Below are 23,297 nucleotides of genomic sequence, written 5' to 3' on the forward strand. Positions count from 1 at the left end.
TATTTCCTTGATTTTATTTGATTGTTTGAAACTTTTAGCTATATTTGCGACATAATTATCTATTACAATCAACCTTACTTGGAAATAACATAAAGACCAACCTTATGAATACGAAAAGACTCTTTTTATTTACCCTATTGATGCTGTCGACACTCGCCAGCTTTGCCCAACAGGTATTCACAACCACAGGTGTTGTAGTTGACGAAACAGGCGAAACGATTATTGGTGCAACTGTTCAAGTAGTCGGGGACAGCAAACTAATAACAGCAACAGACATGGACGGTAAGTTTACACTTGCCAATGTCAAGTCTGGTGCTAAGTTGGAAGTATCTTATGTCGGCATGAAGACTTTTACAGGTCTTGCTAAACCGACAATGAAGATTACGATGCTTAATGACAATTCAGCGCTTGACGAGGTGGTTGTTACGGCCTTCGGAGAGCAGAAACGTTCGGCATTTACAGGCTCTGCAGCTATTGTTGACTCTAAAAAGATTGAGCATAAACAAGTCAATAACGTGATGAGTAGTTTGAAAGGTGAGGCTGCTGGTGTTCAGATTATAGACAACAGTGGTGAGCCTGGAGCTACCCCTTCTATCCGTGTACGTGGCTTTAGTAGTATTAGTGCAGGGCAGAGTCCATTGATTATAGTGGATGGTGCACCTTATGATGGCGGTTGGAATAACCTTAACCCAGCCGATGTGGCTTCTGTAACCGTCCTGAAAGATGCGTCTTCAACCGCACTCTATGGAGCACGTGGAGCCAATGGCGTTATCATGGTGACTACTAAACATGCACAGGTGGGCAATGCCCGTATATCTGTCGACATGAGATGGGGTACGAATAGTCGTATTAATCGTAACTATGAGACCATAGATGACCCTGTTAAGTACTATGAGGTCTACTATGATGCACTTTATAATTATCAGCTACATGGGCTTGGCTTGACTCCTGCTCAGGCTGTAATAGAGGCTAACAAACAGCTCGTCTCATCTGGTGCATCAGGTGGTCTGGGATATCCTATATTTACTGTTCCAAACGGAGAACAGCTCATTGGAGCTGATGGACACATGAACCCTAACGCTACATTAGGGCGTGTCATAGAACATAATGGGAAGCGTTATACTATCATACCAGACGATTGGAAGAGCTATGCCTTCCGTAATGGAATGCGCAAAGAATATGATATTAACTTGACAGGAGGTAGCGAGAAGATGCAATACTACCTTTCATTAGGTTACTTAAACAATGAAGGTGTTGCCTACCACTCGGACTTCGACCGTCTCACTGTTCGTGCTAAGGCTGACTACGAGGCACGTAAATGGTTGAAGGTGGGTACGAACATGAACTTCTCTCGGGCTAAATACCATGTGATACCATCGGACGGTAATGGTCTTTTCTATCAGTTGAATAATGTCGCTCCAATATACCCTGCCTTTATTCGAGACGAACAAGGAAACATCATAACAGATGAGAATGGACAGATGTTTGACTATGGTAATGGTGCTGTCATTGGTCTTAGACGTCCGATGCTACCTAATATCAACCCACTACAAGAGAATGCTCTAAATACGAATAGTTCAAAGGTTAATATGTATTCGCTCCATGGTTATGCGAATATCATGCCTCTTGAGGGATTGAAACTTACCTTTAATGGTACGGTGACTGTCAACAACTCTCGTGCAACTGAGACTAAACAGCCTTTCTATGGATATAGTCATACGGCCTACCCTACGGGTGTTGTGACAAGAACAAGCGACCAAACGTACTCTTATAACTTCCAACAACTGATCAACTACAACCACGATTTCGGTCATCATCACATGGAGTTACTCCTTGGACATGAGTTCTATCGCTACAGCTACGAAAACTTGTGGGGTAGTAAACTTGGTATGGCATCTTATTTCACCAACCAAACTCTTGCCGGAGCAATAAAGTTGGATAGCACAGGAGAGTCTGGTAATGGAGAGTATGAGTCTGAGGGTTTCTTCTTCCGAGGCCAGTATGACTACGACCAAAAGTACTTCGCAAGTCTTTCCTTCCGTCGTGACGCGTCAAGCCGATTTGACCCAGACCACCGCTGGGGTAACTTCTACTCATTTGGTGGTGCTTGGACCATTACGAAAGAGTCTTTTATGAAACCTTATCGTTGGTTGAATATGTTCAAGCTAAAGGCTTCTTTTGGTCAGCAAGGTAATGATAATATTGGTGACTTCCACTATCTTGACACCTATAGTATCGTTAATACAAATAATAAGGTTGGATTAGTTCTATCAGAGAAGGGTAATCCTAATATCACTTGGGAGACCAATAATAACTTCAATGCAGGCTTCGATTTCGAAATGCTCAATAGCCGCTTGCGTGGAAGTATCGAATACTTCTATAAGAAAACGACTGATATGCTATGCTTTGTCTTTGCCCCTTACTCTGCAGGCTACAAGGGAACGTACGACAATATAGGTGATATGGTGAACAACGGAGTGGAGATTGACCTCGCTGCTACAGTCTTAAAGACTAAGAATATATCATGGGATGTCAACGTGAATGCCACTACTTACAAGAATGAAATTACCAAACTCGCTGATGTACTCAAAGCTGATCTCGTTGTAGATGGCCACCCTGGCTATAGTAGTGGTGATAGACTCTATGCAGAGGGACTCCCTATTTACGAGTGGTACATGCCACGTTATGCTGGTGTATCTAATGAAGGAAAGGCTATGTGGTACTACACTGACCCTGACGGAACCCTTAAAACGACAGATGTATATGGTAATGCGGGCTATTACTCATGTGGAAGTCCACACCCAGACCTCTATGGTGGCTTCGGAACAACGCTGAATGCGTATGGTTTCGACTTCTCTATCTCCTTTGCTTATTCGTTAGGAGGACTCTCATACGACAATGGTTATGCAGGTTATATGGGTCCACCGAGTGGTACCTTAGGAGGTGCAGCAATCCATAAAGACGTTCTTAACTCTTGGTCAGCAAGTAATCCGACCAGTAATATACCTCGTTGGCAATATGACGACCCAAGTGTCAGTGCTCAGTGCGACCGTTTCCTTATCAGTGGCAGTTATCTATCTCTACAGAACATCAACCTTGGCTACACCCTACCTAAGATATGGGTAAACAAGATAGGATTAGATAACATACGCATTTATGTGGCTGCTGATAACGTGTACTTCTGGAGTAAACGCAAGGGATTCGACCCTCGTGGCTCTTTCTCTGGAGGAAGTAGTACATCCACTTATAGCCCTACGAGAACCATCTCTGGTGGTATTAAACTAAGCTTCTAACCATCTTCTCACATTAATACTACGTCATTATGAAACGCTTAATATCAAATCACATCATATCATTGACTATCGTTGCAGCAGCAACCTTCGGTCTTGTTTCCTGTATCGATAGTATAGAACCATCAGAGGTACTGACTTCTGACCAAGTAAAGAAGATATCTTCCTCACAAGAAGGACTTATTAATGGTATCCTTTCTTATATGATAACCTTCGACTCTTGGGGTTCAGGCGATCCACTAAACGACTGGGGCTATCCTTGTCAGATGTTTTATAGGGAAATATTAGGGAGTGACATCCCTGTATACAGTAGTAACTACAGCTATTGGACAACGGTCGAAAGCGGCGTAAACACCCGTTTCAAGGCCTATTACACCTATCGTTTCTATTACGATTTCATTGCCACCTGTAATAATGTGACAAGTGTCGTAGACCCAGCCACGGCTTCTCCTACTTCAAAGAACTACTTAGGTATAGCTCTAACTTACCGTGCAATGGCTTATCTTGATATAGCCCGTCAATTCGAGTTCAAGAAGACTGGCATTGCAAGTCTTGATGATAAGGCATCAAAAGATGGGATATGGGGACTCACAGTTCCTATCGTCACCGAGAAAACAACTAAAGAGATGCAGCGCCACAATCCACGTGCTCCATTCTACAAGATGTACCGCTTCATCCTTACCGATCTCAACCATGCAGAGGAGTACTTGGCCAACTACGCACGTCCCGACAAGACTTTGCCTGACCTTAGTGTAGTCTATGGACTCAAGGCTCGCCTTTGGATGGAGATGGCAAGCCGTTTCGACCAGAGCAGTGCCGACCTTGCTGCAGCCGTTGCAGCCGAGGACTCAGCAAGTATTGAGTATGACAAGTTAGGTATAACCACCGCCCGTGAGTGCTACGAAAAGGCACGCACCTACGCTCGCAAGGCTGTCAGTGGTTACAGTCCAGTCACCGAAGCCCAGTGGCTTAGCACACAAGACGGATTTAACAAGGACAATCAAGCATGGATGTGGAAATTAGGTTATACCACACGTGAGCAAATCAGCTATATGTACTACACCTTTACCAGCACCGTGACATCGGAGACTAATTGGGGACTTGCTGGCACATACGGTGCAACACGTATGATTGGTAGTGCGCTATACGACAAGATGCCGGAAGGCGACTGGCGTCATTATGCATGGATTGACCCGACTGCAGCAGGTACACACGAGGGTTATGAGAAATACGACTCAGTCACCATTGGCACCAAGAAGGAGAAGTTAACCCTCTTAGACGAGGACGCATGGAAGGAGCTACCAGCCTATGCTAACATCAAGTTCCGCCCAGCAAAGGGTAACATCTCCGACACTTACGAGGGACAATTCATAAGTCTTCCATTGATGCGCATGGAGGAGATGAAGTTTATCGACATCGAAGCGACTGCTCATTTAGATGGTGTTGCAGCAGGTGTTACGGCTCTGAAGGATTTTATAAACACTTATCGTTACACCGACAACTCCTATCAAGCAAACAATGCCACCACGATGGAGGACTTTATCAAAGAACTTATGATACAGAAACGCATAGAGTTCTGGGGCGAGGGAATCACTTACTTCGACTATAAACGTCTTGGCTTACAGGTGCGCAGAAAGGACAACACCAATTATGAACCATCTGCTCGCATCAATTCTAAGGAAGGTTATGTATGCCCATGGATGAACTTCTTCATCCTTGAATACGAGACACACAACAATGTAGCATGTAAACCTAACCCCGACACATCTGGTAGTTTGACAGTTACAAATCAATAATAACGGATGTTAAGACAGATAGTTGTTAAATAAAAAGCAGACGCTAAGAGGCGAACCTATTGTTTCGTCTTTGGCGTCTGCTTTCTTAATAGAGGAAAGATGGAGATAAGAGACATCTTTACACTTCGTAAACAAGGGCGAACAGAAGAGGCTTACGCAGCCATTCTCCCTATGTATGCGGTCCACAAAGGGCATTATACCACCATTGCCATGTTCTGGGTAGGGGTCGACATGATGAAGCTCCGCTATCAACAACGGCAGTTAGAAGAAGCTTATAAGATATTCCGAAGTCTGTTGAGGCTCTATCCTACGATGGACGACAAGGACCTTAAAGGACAGAGCACTTTAATGCGTGCTGCCTTGTTGGTCTTCGAGCACCATCCAGGATTTTCCATGATCGATTTCATAACACAGTGGGGTATCACCCGACTAACGGACGATGATTGGCGAATGGAGCAAGGGAACGGCCATCCAATACCCTCTATAGGAATGCGTATAGTAGGGAAAGTCTTCAAGGAGGTAGAGAGTAAGCCTACTGTTGACATGGCGTTGAAGGCTGCACCGATATTAGCAGAGGCGCTAAAGCACAGCCCCTATAACATGCACAACCAACGTTACAAGGCGATGATATATCGAATTATGGGCAAGAAGGACAAGGCTATCAACATCTACACCCATCTTATCAAGAACCACCGACAGTCTTATCTCTTTCACGAACTATCCGAACTCATTGACGATGAGCGCTACAAGATTGCACTTCTCTGTAAAGCCATCGCTGTACAACGTGAGGAAAAGTTCCGACAGCGCATGCGCTTTACCCTTGCGGGGCTACTCTTCAGAAGAGACAAAGCCCGTGCTCGTTACGAACTCGATAAATGTATTGCTATGCGCAAGCAGTTAGGCTATTCCATCACATGGGAGATGCAGAACCTTGCAGCAAGTCTGGCAGATATAGCACCAGTATCAGAAGCTAACGAAAAGAGCTTCTATAGGGAGCAAGAAGTAGTATTGAAAGAGCTTGCAAGATAGTCGTTCACATGCCCAATTACCATATTGTTCAAGATTTGCAAGGCTTGGACAGATTCTTACATAGCATAATCTAAACATCAACTAACAATACACTGTAAGCTCATCGTTACTACCCTACAAAAAGAAATATCCCTTCTTTTGTCATTTTCTAATAATTTCTTATCGATTCCACTACCTTTTTAATACCTTTGCAAAACATGTTGTAAAACACTTTCATCAGCTTTATGAAACACTTATATCTATCCGCTTTATTCCTTTTGGGCTTAACATCCTGTCAAATAGGAGGCTTAACTTCGGGTTATTCACATCTTTCAGCTACACAAAAGGAGAGAGTCGTAACACTTGAAGACGATATTGATGCTATTCATGACTTCTCAAAAGTATATACAGTCAGCATCAATCAGGTAAAACAATACATCGAATCACACGATAGAGTACTGCTATATGACTATACACCCTTTTGTCGTTCAACCTATTGTGTGTCGCCTTCAGCCTTAGTATCTCAGTGCAAAGACAAGGGAATTAACGTCCTTGTCATATCGAATATATATGACGACATATTCAAACAAAAGCATACTACCTTCCCTATGCTGATGATTGATACGAAGCAGTTCTCGACTAAATGGAGAGCAAAATACCATGATCTTTTCTATTTACCCTTGACCGGACATACAGACAAGGAACTGAACTACGCCAGTTTTCATTACTTTGAGAAAGGAAAATACATCAAGAGTTTCAAAAGCCCAAACGACATTTAACTCTCTTATTCACGGCAGAATAATACATTCCCAAGCCGCAGAATGACATAGTATATACCAATAACAAGGAAGTAGAGGTTGGACATTTATCGTCCAATCTCTACTTTTCTTTTCGCCAAGTAATGGCCAATTAATACATCACCGAGACTGAAAACGCACAATATCGAGCAGCGACAAGGAGACATCACCACGTCAAATTCAAATTATTTTCATGAAAAGAAATAATTATTTTCACGACAGGAAATATTTTTTTTCATGAGTGGAAATATTTTTTTTCATGAAAAAAAATCGGAAAGGCACATCTATCAGAGGAAAAAGACACAATCGGAAACAGTGTTTTTGGACCATATCAGACATCTTGTCAGCGCTATGCAAGGCAACACCCACAGCCCCTATAAAACGAAAGATGCCGTATCCAACTCACAAATACGGCATCTTCACTATAGTAATCATGCGAGAAACAGCTATGTACTGTTAGTCTACACGACCGAAAAAAAGCATTTTATTTCACTCTCTCCTCTGGTGCGAGCATGTGTTCTGGTGATAGGATAGCATCGAGTTTCTCCTTAGAAAGCAGCTTGTGTTCGAGTACGAGGTCGTAAACAGAGCCTCCTGTTGCAAGCGCCTCCTTAGCAATTTTCGTGCTATTCTTGTATCCTATGTATGGATTAAGTGCTGTCACGATACCAATAGAGTGCTTAACCATCTCAAGACAACGGTCCTTATTCACCGTGATACCGTCGATACACTTCTCACGCAGCGTGTCCATTGCATTAGGCAACCATGTTAGGTCCTCAATAAGACACTCAGTGATGATTGGTTCCATCACATTCAACTGCAACTGACCAGCCTCAGCAGCAATCATCACAGTCGTATCGTTACCAATAACCTTGAAACATGTCTGGTTCGTAACCTCAGGGATAACAGGGTTCACCTTACCTGGCATGATACTTGAACCCGGTGCCATCGGTGGGAGATTAATCTCATTCAGACCGCAACGAGGACCAGATGCCAACAAACGAAGGTCGTTACAAATCTTAGAAAGCTTAACGGCAAGACGCTTCAACGCACTTGAATAGCTTACGTATGCACCTGTGTCAGGGGTTGCCTCGACAAGGTCAACACCAGCAATGAACTCCATTCCCGTCAGTTCGCTGAGCTTTTCTGCACAAATCTTAGGGAAGCCAGGGGCAGCATTAAGACCAGTTCCGATCGCAGTACCACCCATATTAATTTCATGTAAGAGGGCAGCATTACGATTTAAGTTAGCTATCTCCTCCTCCAAAGTATTCGCAAAAGCATTAAACTCCTGTCCGCTTGTCATAGGGACAGCGTCCTGCAGCTGTGTACGTCCCATCTTAATGACATGCTTAAATTCCTCCCCTTTCCTACGGAAAGCAGCGATAAGCTCGCTAAGAGAGGCCACAAGCTTCTTATTAAGCAGGATAAGTGTCAGACGAATAGTCGTTGGATAGACATCATTCGTTGACTGTCCGCAGTTAGCATGGTCGTTAGGAGAGCAGTACTGGAACTCTCCCTTCTTATGACCCATAATCTCGCAAGCACGGTTAGCGATAACTTCATTGGCATTCATATTGACAGATGTGCCCGCACCTCCTTGTACCATATCGGTCACAAAGTTCTCGTGCATCTTGCCATCGATGATTTCACGGCATGCTTCCGACATCGCATCAGCCACCTCGTTACTAATCTCACCGAGTTGACGATTAGTCTCTACAGCAGCTAATTTGACGTAAGCTATTGCCACGACATAGTCTGGGTAGTCGCACATACGCTTGCGTGAGATGTGGTAGTTGTTAATGGCACGCTGTGTTTGTACGCCATAATAAGCCTCTTCTGGCACTTTTAGTTCACCTAAGAGGTCGCTTTCTACACGAAATTTCTTTTCTTCCATGATTCTATATTGATAAAGTTAGCGTTATTCTCGTTCGCATGTGGGAAGAGAATGAACAGTTTTTTTCATTTATGAGGATGTTTCTGAGGACCGATAGCGGCAGCGTTTACTACTGCTATTAGGCTGTCCGTTTAGACCGACAAGCCGTTTTCCACTTCCTTAACCATTAAGGAACAGCAGTCTGACCGGTCCCCCTCAGTATATTTCTAATCCCTTTGTTTCTCACATTTAATAAGCCTTTATTCTGTACTTAAAGCCCAACTCGATGCGGTTAGTATTGTATTTATCCAAGCCAACACCATTCTTATAGGTCATCTTACGCCCCACATAAGCCAAAAAGACACGGAAGTCTTGACTCTTAACAGGGTAATACTCCACGCTGCCAACATATCCGTAACTCTTACGAAAGTCTTTGAAACGGTCGACCTTCGTAACACTTGCCGTCTCATACATGCCTTTCAACATCAGATTCCATTGTGGAGCAAACTGCCAATTAAGCTTTGTTATGAACGACGTATAGTGCACATCGCTCATCCAAACCTCTTCTCCAACAGCTGGGAAGAAATCCCTCACTTCTCTTGATGCCAAGCCAAAGCGGTCGAGTCCATCATTCTGATACATATAATCGAAGTACCATTGCAGTCTGTCTAAGTTCAGTTTCTGGCCAAGAATAAGCATACGACTATACTTATGGCGGGCTTCTCCTTCTATTCCCCACGACCATCTCGTAAGCAACCTATTGTTCAGAAAGCTACCATTCCAGCCCAAGCTGTATCCGAGTGGAATGCGTGTCTTCTCCAATATACGGTTTTGTGTACCGTCACCTTCGATTGCCAGGGAGTTATCACCATACACATCAGCAAACTTATCATTGTGAGCATTGGTCACGCCAACGACAATTTCCTGTGTAGGGACAGGTTTATAATTAACGACAACACCACCTAAATAGCACTCCAAGCCGCCAGTCAAGTCCGAATACTCATAGATATAGATAGGGTTCTCATCCACTTCATAGCCACCAAAGGGCTGAAATATCTTACCAGCCTCAACTGAAAGCTTATCAGAAAACCTATATCCAATCATCACGACATCGGTAGATCGGGCGAAATTATCCTCACTTCTTGCCACGTTCGAATTAGTCATACGATAGCAGAAACGGTAGTATAGCTTATCAGTTAAGTTACCTTTAATCTCAAGGCGCAAGTGTTTATTCTTAAAGCCCGTACTCCATTCGTGCTCATTGTCCGTCTCCACCTGTGCACTGGCAGCAGTATTGAGATAGACATTGAACATATCATTACTCTTTTTCAGCTTTGTCACCTCTTCAGCAAGCGATTTAAAGTGACCATCATCACCTCCGTAGCCATGATTATCTTGTGCGTTCATACTTACAGAAAGCGCTAACAGGCAGCAGCACAATAGTGTCTTCCTCGTCATGATATATGTCTTAATTCATTAATATTTTTAAGGATAACCCCTACAAAAGAAGGCGAACACGCTCCTTATCCAGCATTATCCAAACGATTAATGGTTGTTTTAGCCGTAACAGACTTACATCTAAGAAGATAGTAACCCTTATAGAGAGTGTTGTTTTCAACGTAATGGTTTGTTTCACAAAAGTAGGAAAAATATTGATAGGTCGCTCATTTGAGATAAATAAAAATATCGCATTTAACTTTCTTTAGCGTCATATAGCAAGCTAAAGGGGCAAAAACTCCAAAGAAGAAAAGGTGTAATATTAACATTTTGTCAGCCCAAATGGCCTCATCATCCCCCTCTTCTCACTTACGACATCAGCCGAACAAGCCTCAAAAGCATCATTTTTCTCATGCGAAACAACGTCATATAGGACGAATATATAGCATAAACTACAAATTATTAATAAAAACCTAACCCACGTCAGAAATAATCGCTACATTTGCAGAAAGCTAATTACACGTGGCAAAAGGATTGTGTTATCGGGTAGCACAGACGAATGATTAGACCGCAACGGCCTGTGTTCATCTCGGCTCTTGAGGTAGGATAAACGCCAAATCCATCGTAAATTCTCCCCTCATTAACGTCCACAACAGCAGCGTGTAGTACTATTCTTATCAGTTATGAGTAAACGATTGCTTTTCACACTTGGACTTTCAATGTTGCTCTCGACGGCTGCAACAGCACAAGACCATATCAACCCCGAGGATCGCACGGTCGATATGGACTCTCCAACGTTCGTCCCTATGGTCCATATAGGTAAGGCGAAGGTAGGAGCAGACAGTATTCAATATGTCAGAACAAGCAATGTTTACGTCTTCCCTCCCTTAGAGTTTAAGAATAAAGCACAAGAGACAGCCTATTACCGACTGGTTTATAACATCAAAAAGGTTCTTCCGGTAGCCAAAGAGTGTCACCAGATTATTCTTGAGACGGGCGCATATCTTGAGACAATCCCAACCAAGAAAGAGCGTGACGAACACATGAAGAAGGTAGAGAAGGAAATCTGGAACACCTATAAGCCACGTATGAAGAAACTAACTTTCACGCAAGGTAAGCTACTTATTAAGCTCATTGACCGTGAATGTAATTCAACATCCTACGAGCTTGTACAAGCCTTCCTCGGTCCTGTAAGAGCTGGTTTTTATCAAGCATTTGCCTGGGCCTTTGGTAGTAGTCTTAAGAAACGATACGACCCAAAGGGCGCTGACAGACTCGTAGAGCGAATTGTCTTGCAGGTTGAGGCTGGTCAGTTATAGTCCTACTGTCCCTTTTCTCCAACTTAGAAGAGGGCAAAACAAAACCGATCAAAGGCTGAATAGAAAAGGCGTAGAGCTGTTATAATACAACACCTCTACGCTTTTTTCAAATTCTTTTCATGAAAAAAAATATTTTTCTTCATGAAAAGAAATATTTCTTGTCGTGAAAAAAAATATTTTTTTTCATGAAAATAATTCGTAAGACTTACTTTTTAGACATTTAGCGAGTAAGATAGAAGGGTATTATTACAGCTTAGTAAACACTGTGCTGACGACCTTTATAGGTATAATACACTCTCATTACCCTCATTGAAAAGTAAGTCGAGGATACTAAGATTAGGTAGGAAACCAAACTTCTGTTGGTAGACTTGATAGTAGCGACGAGGAACAAAGTCGGTGTCAACGCCTGGATGTTTCGGACGAATAGCTTCTCTAAAATCGACGGTTCCATCGGGAAGAGTCGTCTGATAACTATCTGTGCGTCGCATACACGGCATAATATCGATGAGTTCGCACATTTTAAGCGTTATCTCCCAGTTGAAATCATAGAGAAAGTCCCATTTCCGCTCGAAAAAAGGGCGTATATCGTCCTCATAATACTCAAAGAATGGACTCTCACCATAGGACGACTGCAAGGCATTCCAGTGTTGATGGCGCCAGTTATCATGGTCGCTAATACGCACATCCTTCATCGGACACTTCAGTCCCTCATACTTTTCAACAGGGATAGAGAGGGCTTGCGGACCATTCGCAGACGCAATTACGCAACGATTACGATAGGTTTGCTTAATGAAATTATCGTGTTGTTCTATCAAGCAGCTACTATATCGATTCAGTTTTTGGTACCATTGAATAGGTGCAAAGTAAGCAGAGGATAACAAGACCTCACCACCCTCTTCAGAAGAAGGGAATGTTAAGTCGTTGATGTTGCCATTATCAAGATAGGTCATAAAGCTTATTTTTGAAGATAATAATATGATTAAGGGATAAAAAAAGGGAGAGGATGCGCAAGCTACCAAGCTCTGGTAAGCATTGCACCTCCTCTCCTTCAGAAGTATATGGAGACATCCTGCCTCCTATTGCGCCCTATTCGACATTCCTCATGTCCCCTCTTTCGAGACGGATTGGGGAAGTCCTTTAGACTTACTTAATATTATCTACCCAGTTGAACAGTCTGTGCCAACGAATACCACTAAATCCCTTGCGGTCAGGATCACTTGACCACCAGATGAAGATAGGCTTACCGACGATGTGATCCTCAGGTACAAAGCCCCAATAACGACTGTCGGCAGAGTTATGGCGGTTGTCACCCATCATCCAATAGTAGTCCATCTTGAAGGTGTAACTATTGGCAGGTTTACCGTTGATGTATATCTTTCCGTTCTTAACCTGTAGGTCGTTGCTCTCATAAACCTTGATACAACGCTCATAAACAGGAAGGTTCTCTAACGTTAAAGTAACCGATTTACCCTTTGCAGGAATCCATATAGGACCATAGTTATCACGTGTCCAGCCTGTATAAGCATTGAGTGGATAGTAAAGACCAGCGTAGATATCCTTGTCAGTAACAATTCGCATAGACTTAACAATACCTTGTCGCTTCAACTCTGCAGCTGCACTTTTAGTCAATGGCATATATCCATCGTAAGCCAATGTAGCTCTATTAAGCACGTAGCCTTGGTTGAGGTCGTAGCCATGTAGACGTCCTAATGTCTGTACATCTTCGTCACTTATGTTATACTCCTTGCGGAGCTCGTCGAAACGCTCACCCATGAAGTCAGCGACAGAGATATTCTTAAACTTGATAAAGTAGGTATATTCTACATTCTCAGGCTCTTTATTAGGTTTCCCATCGAGGTAGACTATCCTATTCTTTATCTGTAAAGTCTGTCCAGGCAGACCCACACAACGCTTCACGTAATTCTCTCTTCTGTCAGTAGGACGCCATCCTAACGTACCGAAAGTGCCCACGTTTTTGATGATATAATTCCTTCCCATAGCGTAAGCCTTATCAAAGAAAGCACGCTGTTGGAGGGTGTTCATGTCTGCCAAACGAATGTTTCTATTCTGTTGAGCAAGGAAGTTTGTGCCGTATGTATAGGCGTCATGATAGTAGTCATTACCCTGGTAAGCAGGCTCAGTCATAATGGTGTCGCCTGCAGGAAAGTTGAAAACAACAATGTCATTCAACTCTACTTTACCCAAGCCCTTCACCCTACGATAGTCCCAATGTGGCCAAGAGATATAGCTCTTAGTATTGATAATAGGCAAGGTGTGCTGGGTCAGCGGCATTGTCAACGGTGTCTCCGGGATACGCGGACCATAGCTAACCTTCGAAACAAAGAGGTAATCGCCCGTAAGGAGCGACTTCTCAAGGGAGGAAGAAGGGATAACATAGTTCTGGAAGAAGAACAAGTTGATGAAATACACAGCCACCAACGCAAACACAAGTGCGTCTACCCATCCCATGATAAAGCGGATCGGGCCCTCAGAGTCCTCCCACCACTTCCATCGAATCTTCTTTGTTATATAATAATCGAAGATAAATGGAACTACTAATAGTCCCCACCAACTCTTTACCCAAACCAGGAAAAGAAGGTAGAGAACAAGCACACAAATAAACTTAGCCCATTGTTTCTTAGGGTTTAGGGCTGCCTTTTCTTTATCTATCATACTGTATATTGAGGTGATAAATGATGATTAATGAGTGATAACGGTATATTAGCTATTCAATATCAGTTGGAGGAAGAGTGTTACGAGGAATCTTCTACTTTGTTGTAGGTTACTTTCAGCGTTGTTATAAATGATTGTCTGTATTATTATAAATGGTAGTTCACCTTATTATATATAGCTGTCAGCTTTATTATAAACGCCTTTCAGTACTATTATAAATGATTGTCAGCCTTATTATAAATGCCAGTCAATGTTTATGCTAAATACCTTTCAGTAACCATCAACACCTAACATTCAACACCCAACACCCATCACTAAAACTTAAACAAGTCGCTTGTCGTAAGCAGACCTGTATGGTCTTTCGTGTACTCGGCCGCTAAGACAGCTCCAAGAGCAAATCCCATGCGGTTATGAGCATCGTGAGTAATGGTTATCTTATCGGCTTCTGAATCGTAAATAACACTATGGATGCCCGGTACTTCACCGCAACGAATAGAAGTGATAGGCAACTCGTTGGGCGCAACATCATTCGTTCCTGACTCCGTTCCATCGGCTGCACGCTGGTAGCCCTTCACCCACTTGTCTTTGCGATCGAGGTCGTTAACAACCTCTTCAGCAAGAGTTATGGCTGTACCTGATGGTGCATCGAGTTTGTGCATGTGGTGAACTTCCTCTAACTCAACGTCATACTGTGGGAAACCATTCATTATCTTTGCTAAGTAACGATTGACAGCTGAGAAGATGGCAACACCTACAGAGAAGTTACTTGACCAAAACAAAGTATGTCCCTCTTCGTTACATAGACGCTCAATCTCGGCCTTTTGTGTTTGCATCCAGCCTGTAGTACCACTTACAACCTTCTTGTTACGACCAAAAGCACGCATGCAATTACCGAAAGCAGACCCTGGTCTTGTAAACTCAATGACGACATCGGCCGATGCAAATCCAGGTGAATCAATCTCTTGAACATTATCAAGATCAACGATACTTACGATTTCGTGGCCACGTGCAAGGGTCACCTTCTCTATCATCTGGCCCATCTTACCATAGCCTATCAATGCTATTTTCATAACTAAATCTGTATTAAAAACATTGCAAAGGTAGCTGATTTACGGCATAAAACAAAATAAGTTGATATATTTTTAGGCCTCCCCTGTATTTCAAGTGATTGTGCTGTCGATGCTTTCCTATGAAATACTTAACAGCATACTCGCATGTGCTCTGTCGCTTTCTAATAACTTATAGCATCTTGCCTTAGGTAGTCAAAATGCTTCATAACGTACGTCCGTTTTGCTTTCAGTGGTGGTTTGCACTTTTCTCTATGATGTGTAAGTATCGAGTAAAGGGAAGGTAATACTATTAAAGATAAACCTATAGAATGGAGACAAAAGTCTTGTCTTCTACACTCAGATAATAATAAAAACAGAAAATACATTGTTAAGAAGGCCAATTCTACCATTTTATTTGTATATTTGCGTATTGTTAAACCAAGAATCTGTTATGGAACAACTCATCCACTACGTCTGGAAGCATAAGATGTTTCCGTTGACAGGACTCAAGACTACCGACGGACAGGAGGTAGAAGTTATTGATCCTGGACTGCATAATCGCAATGCTGGACCCGACTTCTTCAATGCCAAGGTGAAAATAAACGGCACTCTGTGGGTGGGAAATGTGGAGATTCACGACCGAGCATCGGACTGGTTCCTCCATAGACACGACCGTGACCCTAATTATAACAACGTTATACTACACGTGGCAGCGTCTATCGACGTTGATGTTAAGACTCAACGAGGAGAGTATCCACCACAGGTACGACTGAAGGTGCCACCTGACGTGCGTGAACACTACGAGGAGTTGCTCACAACAGATGAGTATCCTGCATGCTATCGCATCATCCCTAATCTCTCTAAACTGATGGTTCATTCGTGGATGAGTGTCTTACAAACAGAGCGATTAGAGCAGAAGACAGACGCAATAGTACAACGGCTGCATGACTGTGAAGGCTCGTGGGAAGCGGCTTACTTCGTTACCTTGGCTCGTAACTACGGCTTCGGTATTAATGGCGATGCCTTTGAGACATGGGCAAAACACATACCTCTGCAGGACATAGCCCACCATCGTGACGATATTAAGCAGATTGAAGCCTTCTTCTTAGGCCTGGCAGGACTATTGGAAACGAACTCCATACCCGAACGCTACCAAGAGAAGGCATTGAAAGATGCCTACTTTGCACAATTAAAAAGCGAATATCAGTATCTTTCACATAAGTTCGGTCTACAGCAGATGGATGCTACACAATGGCGCTTTCTACGCTTACGTCCACAGAACTTCCCACATATTCGGATTGCACAACTGGCCCTTCTCTATTATAATCGACAAACAGGATTATCGCAGTTGTTGGATTGTGAGACGGTTAAAGAGGTCCGAAAACTATTGACAACACAGGTGACACCCTACTGGGAGAGCCATTATGTCTTTGGAGAAGAGAGTGCGAAATGTGAGAAACGACTGTCTACAGCATCGTTGAACCTACTGATTATCAACACTGTTGTGCCTATCCTCTTCGCATACGGTACTCATAAGAATGCCGAGAAGTACTGTGATCGCGCCTTCAACTTCCTTGACACGCTGAAAGCAGAGCGTAATCACATTGTTAGAATGTGGCAGGAAGTGGGATTGACAGTGGATACTGCGGGTGATTCACAGGCCCTTATACAATTAAAGAAGGCGTATTGCGACCGCAAAGACTGCCTCCGTTGCAGAATAGGATACGAGTATCTGAAAGGGAATTCAGCATTAAAGGAATAAGAGAATAGGGCTAATAAGGCTAATGAGGCCTATAAGGCTAATAGGCCTAATAAGCCTAATAAGAGTCTAAAAAACCAAATAGATTATGGAAAAGAAGAAATATGTCTTTGAGACAAGACTGGATGTTCGCGACTACGAGTGCGACATCCAAGGTATAGTAAACAATGCTAACTACTTGCATTACACCGAACATACACGTCACAGGTTCCTCAAGTCGTTAGGTGTAAGCTTCTCTGAACTACATGCAAAAGGCGTTGATGCCGTCGTAGCACGTATGCAACTCACTTATAAGGTGCCGTTTACTTGTGACGACGAAATCATCTCTCGCATGTCACTAAAGAAGAGTGGACTACGTTGGATATTCTCTCATGACCTCTTCAGGGCCAGTGATGAGCGTCTTTGTTTCCATGCTGATGTAGACCTTGTGACGCTTATCAACGGTCGTTTAGGCAGTAGCAAAGAATATGACGAAGCGTTTGCTGCCGTATTATAAAACCTTGTCTCATCTCCTAACGTCCTCCCCCTCGTGGGAAGAACGTTAGGGGTGAGCTTATCAATCACACCACCATGGAATCATTAAACTCAATTCTACTAACCCGACTCAGCCGTTTCAATCTCGTTGAATTAGCTGAACTCTACAGACGGGCAGGCTCTGCCACAACGGTCATCGAGCACAAAAGAGACATTAGAGAGATACTCCCTGATGCCTCAACACATCTTATACAAGCATTGAAAGACATTGACATCTGCAGAGAATGGGCTGAAAAGGAATTAGAATACGACCACCTACATGGCATTGAGCCTATCTGCATGAATGATGAACGCTATCCACAACGGCTCAAGGAGTGCCCAGACGCACCCATCCTACTCTACTTCTTCGGTAATACCGACCTCAATCAACGTCACGTAATCAATATTATTGGGACACGACACTGCACCCCTTACGGTCGAGACATTATCCATTCATTTGTCAGAGAACTGAAGGCTCTATGTCCAGACGTACTTATCTTAAGTGGATTAGCATACGGTGTAGACATCCATGCACACCGAGAAGCCTTGGAGAATGGCCTTAACACTATCGGCGTATTAGCCCATGGACTCGACGACATCTATCCCCGTGGACACAGAGAGACCGCCCAAAAGATGATACATCAAGGTGGGTTACTCACCGAATACGCCACACGAACACAGCCTATAGCCCGCAACTTCGTACAACGCAACCGTATCGTAGCTGGTTGTGCAGATGCTACTATCCTCATAGAGTCGGCTGCGAAGGGTGGAGGACTTATCACTTGCAGTATTGCACGTAGCTATGGACGTGAGGTGTTCGCCTTTCCTGGCTCGGTTCATTCGGACTTTAGCGAGGGATGTAACAATCTTATCCGAGACAACGGGGCATCTCTTATCACCTCTGCCACCGACTTCATAAAGGCTATGGGGTGGGATGATGCTATCAAACTGGAGCAAGCTCAACAGCGAGGTATCGAGCGAACGCTTTTCCCAGATTTGTCTTCTGATGAGGAGACTATCGTCCGCGTGCTCACTAAAAACAATGATCTACAGATTAATCTCTTGTCTATTCAATCAAACATCCCTATCTCACGCCTCACAGGACTACTGTTCACTTTGGAAATGAAAGGCGTTATCAGGGCTATGGCTGGCGGTTGTTACCACCTTTTGGCATAGTCTATGGAATAGTAAGGGAGAGCGAAAGCTATAAGCCAACACCCTGTTTCTCTGTACCATCCGACGTATCGTCCTTTCTATAAGAACCTTTAATAGCTTTCAATCTATGGTCATAAACACCCGAACTCACCACCCTCAACCATCCTACGGAGGCTCATCACGTATCATGCCGACCTCTTTCTCCCTTCGCACAGATAGATAAACATCCATCTCATAAAGGGTCTACCCCCCGTCAGAGAACCCTCAATAGAGGTAGAACTCAACATTAGAAAGACCTCACCCCATCCTAAGCAAACAGACACCCAACAATCTATAATATACATATATAGCATCTTTTTAAAGAAAAAAAAGGCTTTTCTTGCCACAAATCATTCTTCCCTTCCGTCTCTATAGATGTGGACAAAACAGAATCATTAACCCCATTAAATATCAAGACAATGAAAACAACAATCTTTACTATCGTATTTGTTGCAGTCATCATGTGTACAGGATGCACCGCACAAGCCAACTCTTCAACCGTTACTAATGAACCGATGAACGATTCAATAGAAACGCTTATTAAGGAGTTCAGGAAGGAGAAGAACGTTACTTACGTCAATCTCCCTAAGTCACTCATACAGATAGGAATGCAAATGGCCGACGACGAGGATGCTGATAAGTTTCTTAAGCAAGTGGACGGAATACAGATTTTAAGCTTCGAGGAGGCTCCACAGAAGACAAAAGACAAACTCTTCGACCATATCAATAACTTGGAAACACAGGGTTATGAGCCTATGGTGAAGGCCAACGAGGACGGAGAGAAGGTAAGAATACTCCTTAAAGGGGATGAGAAAGTTATACATACCCTCCTTATCTTTGCTATCGACAAAGAAGACTGTTCGCTTATTAAGATTGACGGACATATCAATCCCGCTGATGTTAACGATATCGTAGATACACAAATAAACTAAACAAGACTCGACCATGAAACGATTTATCATCTTATTCGCCCTCATCATCTCTGCTGTTGGGGCCTCAGCACAGAGCATAGGTACGTTATTCAGACAATACAGATACGAGGAGAAGGCCAACTACATACACATTACTCGTTTCGCAATGTCCATCGTCAAGGCCTTTGCTAAGACCGATTCAGAAGACAAAGAAGCACTCAAGGCACTCTCTTCATTCCGAATTCTCTCCTTGGAGGACTGTACCTCGACCGTCAAACAGAGCTTTCAAAAGACGCTCCAGACCTTCCGTCCAACAGGATACACGCCTTTCATCATCGCAAAAAAGAATGATGAGGTCGCTTACATCTACCTTAAAGAGAAGGACGGATTTATCCGTGAGTTGCTCATCCTTACCACTGACAATCATGATGGAGCCATTGTGCAGATTAAAGGGAAATTAAGACCAGACGACATAGACGCCGCTATAGAAAAAGGCACTAAGAATAACAAACTTAAAAAATGTAAGTTATGGGACAAACATGCGTAGACAATAGTCTATGATAACCCACTCTCTACATCTGCCTATGCAAGCAAGCGATTTCAAACAGCTATTCCTACCCTGCCATCGGAAGCTCTTTTCGGTGGCATATAGGCTGATGGGGAATGTTCAGGCAGCTGAGGACTTAGTGCAAGAGACCTTCTTAAAACTATGGATGCAGCGTGACAAGATGGGAACAGTAGACCATCCAGAGGCTTATAGCATAACTGTTCTGCGTCGATTGTTCTATGACAAGATGCGGACAGGACGCTTGCAAGAGGTAGACAAAGATGTGGGAACCTTGCAGGTCAGCTCCTTACTGAACATAAGTAGACAATTAGAGCAGGCCGACGAATACCAACGAGTAAGACAAATGATAGTTAGCTTGCCCGAACCACAGGCGAGTATCATGCTGATGCGTGATGTTGAAGACCGCAGTTATGAGGAGATTAGCATAGAGACAGGGCTTACGGAGGTGAATATAAGGAGTATTCTCAGTCGTGCCCGTAAAAAGATTAGAGAACAGATAAAAGCAATGAGATATGATAAAGACTGAAGACATAAAGCGTTTACTTGACCGCTACTATGATGGGACGACCACCGAAGAGGAGGAGAACACGCTGCGCACCTACTTTAACGGCAGTGACATCGATGCCAGCCTAAGGGAGGAAAGCGTCATCTTCACGGCACTTCAGTCTTCAGAATGCCCTGTACCAACAGGGATGGAGGGACGTCTCAGCCGTCAGATAAGCCAGTGGAACAACATAGAAGTTGCCACTCAACGCACGATTAGGCACATCAACCTGCGCTGGGTAGTAGGGATAGCAGCCAGTCTGTTGCTCCTCTTCGCTACTGGAGCTATCGTTTACCAACACGAGAACAACTCTCCACAGACAGAACAGGACACCTATACTAATGCTAAAGACGCTTACGCCGAGACATCCAAAGCACTGATGAAATTCTCAAAGTCGCTCAACAAGGGTATTGAAGCTACCGAGAACGTCACTAACAAAACAAGAGATTGATTATGAAGAGATTTATTTTAACGCTTTCTTTGGCACTGTTTGCTTGTATAATGGCCTCCGCTCAGAAAGCATTGTTCGATAAGTACAGCGAAACCGACGGTGTCTCTACCGTCTATATATCGCATAAAATGATGCGAATGATGGGGAATGTGAAGGCAGGCAACAAAGATATCAGTAAGATAGCCAGCCGACTTGACTATCTACAGATACTCTCTTGCGAGCGTCGCTCACTGATTCCTTCCATCAAGAAGACGGCTCAAAGCATCTTCTCTCAGCAGCGTTTTTCGGTTGTTATGCAAGTCAATGAGGGTACAGACCATACCACCATCTACGAACGCCACTACCCTAATGGGAAGAACGAGTTTTCCTTGTTGGCCATAGAACGCAATGAGATTACGATTATCAATCTGTTGGGTAATGTAACACTACAGGATATCCAAGGGATAGCTAATGGTAAATAATACTGCTGCTTATTTGGTTATATAATAGAAATAAAGTACTTTTGCAGAAAATAAGGAGGTATAATTATGAATAGGACCATAAATATTCCAAGTGCAGACAACGCCTTCTTGGAGATGTTAGCACAAAAGATGGGATGGACTATAAGTCAAATCAACTCTCATACAGAGAACTATAAAAAGCCAGACTTAAACACACCAGAGAAAAGGAAAAAAGCAATAGAGTTGCTTCAATCCATCGCTGGTAAACTGCCAAACAGTCATTTAGAAAGCTGGAAACAAGCAAAAGAAGAGTATCTAAGAACAAAATACTTATGAGAATCTTCTTAGATACCAATATCCTCATAGATCTTCTTGAGGCAAGAGGTGAGTTCACACAGAATGCACTGAAAGTGGCAAGTATGGTTATTAACAACGGAGACGAACTTTTATTAAGTGATTTATCAGTTGTAAATGCTTGTTATATCGAAAGAAAATCCTTAGGGAATAGGGGTTTTATAGCAACATTCTCTGCTATTAGAGATTGTTTTGAAATTATCAGTATGGGAGCACCTGCGATAGATTCTGCGCTCACTGCTAATTGGAATGATTTTGAAGATGCAATGCAATACTTTGCAGCTCTTAATGCAAATGCTGATATCATTGTCACAAGAAACAAGAAAGATTTTGCTACCAGTGAGATAAGTGTTGTAACTCCTTTGGAATATATAGAAGGTAAAATCAAATGAAAACAGGCATATTCGTTGGAAGCTTCGACCCTTTCACGGTGGGTCATGACTCTATTCTACGCCGTGCTTTACCACTCTTCGACAAGATCGTTATTGGTGTTGGCGTCAATGAGCGAAAGAAGTGCATGCTCAGTGCGGAGGAACGTACCGAGCGCATAGCACGACTCTATGCCAACGAACCAAAGATAGAGGTAAAAGCATACAGCGACCTTACCATCGACTTTGCTCGAAGAGAGGGAGCCGAATATATCATTAAGGGTGTGCGTAGCGTAAAGGACTTTGAATATGAGCGTGAACAAGCAGCCATCAACCGCCGCTTGAGTTCTATTGAGACCCTCTTACTTTTCGCTGAACCCGAATTAGAAAGTATCAGTTCAAGTGTTGTGAGAGAACTGCATAACTTTGGAAGAGACATCACAGAGTTCCTGCCAAAGGGGTATTGACGATTAAACATAGGCCGACAAGCCTCATTGATAAAACATAGACACGATGATAACATATAGTGCTGAAGGCGTTAAGATGCCTAAGATAAAGAAGAGAGAGATTTCTCGTTGGATTAAAGCTGTTGCCGCAACGCACGGTAGAAAGGTAGGAGAAATTGGTTACATGTTCGTTAATGACGAGAAGATTCTCGATGTTAACAATGAGTATTTAGGCCATGACTACTACACGGACATCATTACCTTCGACTATGACGAGGGTGATGTGCTCAATGGCGACCTTGTTATCTCACTTGATACGGTGCGTTCTAATGCCGAGCTCTTCAAGAAGACGTATGAAGACGAGCTACATCGTGTTATCATTCACGGTATCCTCCACCTCTGTGGCATCAATGATAAAGGACCTGGAGAACGTGAGATTATGGAAGAGAACGAGAACAAAGCGCTCGCTCTATTAAAGGAGATGAGTGGCGAATAACGATGGAC

22 protein-coding genes are annotated in these 23,297 nt (G+C 43.2%); 17 read left to right on the forward strand and 5 right to left on the reverse strand.

Annotated elements, in window-relative coordinates:
• Positions 1–104: 104 nt before the first annotated feature.
• The 4 genes from AXF23_RS09335 to AXF23_RS09350 all read left to right on the forward strand — a co-directional run bounded on the left by AXF23_RS09335 (position 105) and on the right by AXF23_RS09350 (position 6,873).
• Positions 105–3,293 carry a SusC/RagA family TonB-linked outer membrane protein gene (locus tag AXF23_RS09335; protein ID WP_107625115.1) on the forward strand — a complete coding sequence of 1,063 codons (3,189 nt, stop codon included), beginning with the start codon at positions 105–107 and terminating at the stop codon, positions 3,291–3,293.
• 29 nt (positions 3,294–3,322) lie between these two features.
• Positions 3,323–5,086 carry a RagB/SusD family nutrient uptake outer membrane protein gene (locus AXF23_RS09340; protein WP_107625116.1) on the forward strand — a complete coding sequence of 588 codons (1,764 nt, stop codon included), beginning with the start codon at positions 3,323–3,325 and terminating at the stop codon, positions 5,084–5,086.
• Positions 5,087–5,185: 99 nt separating this feature from the next.
• Positions 5,186–6,115, forward strand: a complete 930-nt coding sequence (locus tag AXF23_RS09345) for a DUF7017 domain-containing protein (RefSeq protein ID WP_009011041.1) — start codon at positions 5,186–5,188, stop codon at positions 6,113–6,115.
• A 224-nt stretch (positions 6,116–6,339) separates the two neighbouring features.
• Positions 6,340–6,873, forward strand: coding sequence for a hypothetical protein (locus AXF23_RS09350; protein WP_009011042.1), 534 nt, complete (start codon positions 6,340–6,342; stop codon positions 6,871–6,873).
• 502 nt (positions 6,874–7,375) lie between these two features.
• Here the strand turns inward: AXF23_RS09350 and aspA are convergent.
• On the reverse strand, positions 7,376–8,788 hold the full coding sequence (gene aspA, locus AXF23_RS09355; RefSeq protein ID WP_009011043.1) for an aspartate ammonia-lyase: 1,413 nt from the start codon (positions 8,786–8,788) through the stop codon (positions 7,376–7,378).
• A gap of 228 nt (positions 8,789–9,016) precedes the next feature.
• Positions 9,017–10,225 (reverse strand): porin, encoded by a 1,209-nt coding sequence (locus AXF23_RS09360; protein ID WP_107625117.1) that lies wholly within the window; start codon positions 10,223–10,225, stop codon positions 9,017–9,019.
• 662 nt (positions 10,226–10,887) lie between these two features.
• Here AXF23_RS09360 and AXF23_RS09365 point away from each other — a divergent pair.
• A complete protein-coding gene (locus AXF23_RS09365) occupies positions 10,888–11,523 on the forward strand; it encodes a DUF4294 domain-containing protein (protein WP_009011045.1) in 636 nt (211 codons plus the stop codon).
• A 278-nt stretch (positions 11,524–11,801) separates the two neighbouring features.
• On the opposite strand, the gene AXF23_RS09370 is transcribed toward AXF23_RS09365, so the two are convergent.
• The 3 genes from AXF23_RS09370 to dapB form a co-directional block, all read right to left on the reverse strand.
• Positions 11,802–12,473, reverse strand: coding sequence for a WbqC family protein (locus AXF23_RS09370; protein WP_107625118.1), 672 nt, complete (start codon positions 12,471–12,473; stop codon positions 11,802–11,804).
• 193 nt (positions 12,474–12,666) lie between these two features.
• Positions 12,667–14,196: a signal peptidase I gene (gene lepB, locus AXF23_RS09375; RefSeq protein WP_107625119.1), complete on the reverse strand. Its 1,530-nt coding sequence runs from the start codon at positions 14,194–14,196 to the stop codon at positions 12,667–12,669.
• Between the two features lie 314 nt (positions 14,197–14,510).
• A complete protein-coding gene (dapB, locus tag AXF23_RS09380) occupies positions 14,511–15,266 on the reverse strand; it encodes a 4-hydroxy-tetrahydrodipicolinate reductase (RefSeq protein ID WP_107625120.1) in 756 nt (251 codons plus the stop codon).
• Positions 15,267–15,696: 430 nt separating this feature from the next.
• Here dapB and AXF23_RS09385 point away from each other — a divergent pair, with 430 nt between their 5' ends.
• The 12 genes from AXF23_RS09385 to ybeY all read left to right on the forward strand — a co-directional run bounded on the left by AXF23_RS09385 (position 15,697) and on the right by ybeY (position 23,289).
• Complete coding sequence (locus AXF23_RS09385; protein ID WP_107625121.1) at positions 15,697–17,007, forward strand: DUF2851 family protein; 1,311 nt, start codon at positions 15,697–15,699, stop codon at positions 17,005–17,007.
• Between the two features lie 85 nt (positions 17,008–17,092).
• A complete protein-coding gene (locus AXF23_RS09390; protein WP_009011051.1) occupies positions 17,093–17,500 on the forward strand; it encodes an acyl-CoA thioesterase in 408 nt (135 codons plus the stop codon).
• A 74-nt stretch (positions 17,501–17,574) separates the two neighbouring features.
• Positions 17,575–18,693, forward strand: coding sequence for a DNA-processing protein DprA (dprA, locus tag AXF23_RS09395; protein WP_107625122.1), 1,119 nt, complete (start codon positions 17,575–17,577; stop codon positions 18,691–18,693).
• Positions 18,694–19,130: 437 nt separating this feature from the next.
• A complete protein-coding gene (locus tag AXF23_RS09400) occupies positions 19,131–19,643 on the forward strand; it encodes a DUF4252 domain-containing protein (RefSeq protein WP_107625123.1) in 513 nt (170 codons plus the stop codon).
• Positions 19,644–19,656: 13 nt separating this feature from the next.
• On the forward strand, positions 19,657–20,169 hold the full coding sequence (locus AXF23_RS09405) for a DUF4252 domain-containing protein (protein ID WP_107625124.1): 513 nt from the start codon (positions 19,657–19,659) through the stop codon (positions 20,167–20,169).
• A 37-nt stretch (positions 20,170–20,206) separates the two neighbouring features.
• Positions 20,207–20,716 (forward strand): RNA polymerase sigma factor, encoded by a 510-nt coding sequence (locus AXF23_RS09410; protein ID WP_107625125.1) that lies wholly within the window; start codon positions 20,207–20,209, stop codon positions 20,714–20,716.
• Positions 20,703–21,185: a hypothetical protein gene (locus tag AXF23_RS09415; protein ID WP_107625126.1), complete on the forward strand. Its 483-nt coding sequence runs from the start codon at positions 20,703–20,705 to the stop codon at positions 21,183–21,185. The genes AXF23_RS09410 and AXF23_RS09415 overlap by 14 nt, the downstream gene beginning before the upstream one ends.
• Positions 21,186–21,187: 2 nt before the next feature.
• Entirely contained in the window at positions 21,188–21,646 is a 459-nt protein-coding gene (locus tag AXF23_RS09420) for a DUF4252 domain-containing protein (protein WP_107625127.1), read from the forward strand.
• Positions 21,647–21,712: 66 nt separating this feature from the next.
• A complete protein-coding gene (locus tag AXF23_RS09425; RefSeq protein WP_089365361.1) occupies positions 21,713–21,961 on the forward strand; it encodes a hypothetical protein in 249 nt (82 codons plus the stop codon).
• A complete protein-coding gene (locus tag AXF23_RS09430) occupies positions 21,958–22,371 on the forward strand; it encodes a type II toxin-antitoxin system VapC family toxin (protein WP_107625128.1) in 414 nt (137 codons plus the stop codon). Before AXF23_RS09425 ends, AXF23_RS09430 begins: the two co-directional genes overlap by 4 nt.
• Positions 22,368–22,814 (forward strand): pantetheine-phosphate adenylyltransferase, encoded by a 447-nt coding sequence (gene coaD / locus AXF23_RS09435; RefSeq protein WP_107625129.1) that lies wholly within the window; start codon positions 22,368–22,370, stop codon positions 22,812–22,814. The genes AXF23_RS09430 and coaD overlap by 4 nt, the downstream gene beginning before the upstream one ends.
• Positions 22,815–22,860: 46 nt before the next feature.
• Positions 22,861–23,289: an rRNA maturation RNase YbeY gene (ybeY, locus tag AXF23_RS09440; protein ID WP_107625130.1), complete on the forward strand. Its 429-nt coding sequence runs from the start codon at positions 22,861–22,863 to the stop codon at positions 23,287–23,289.
• Positions 23,290–23,297 lie beyond the last annotated feature (8 nt).

The organism is Prevotella sp. oral taxon 313 (genome assembly GCF_003043935.1).
Lineage (GTDB): Bacteria > Bacteroidota > Bacteroidia > Bacteroidales > Bacteroidaceae > Prevotella > Prevotella jejuni.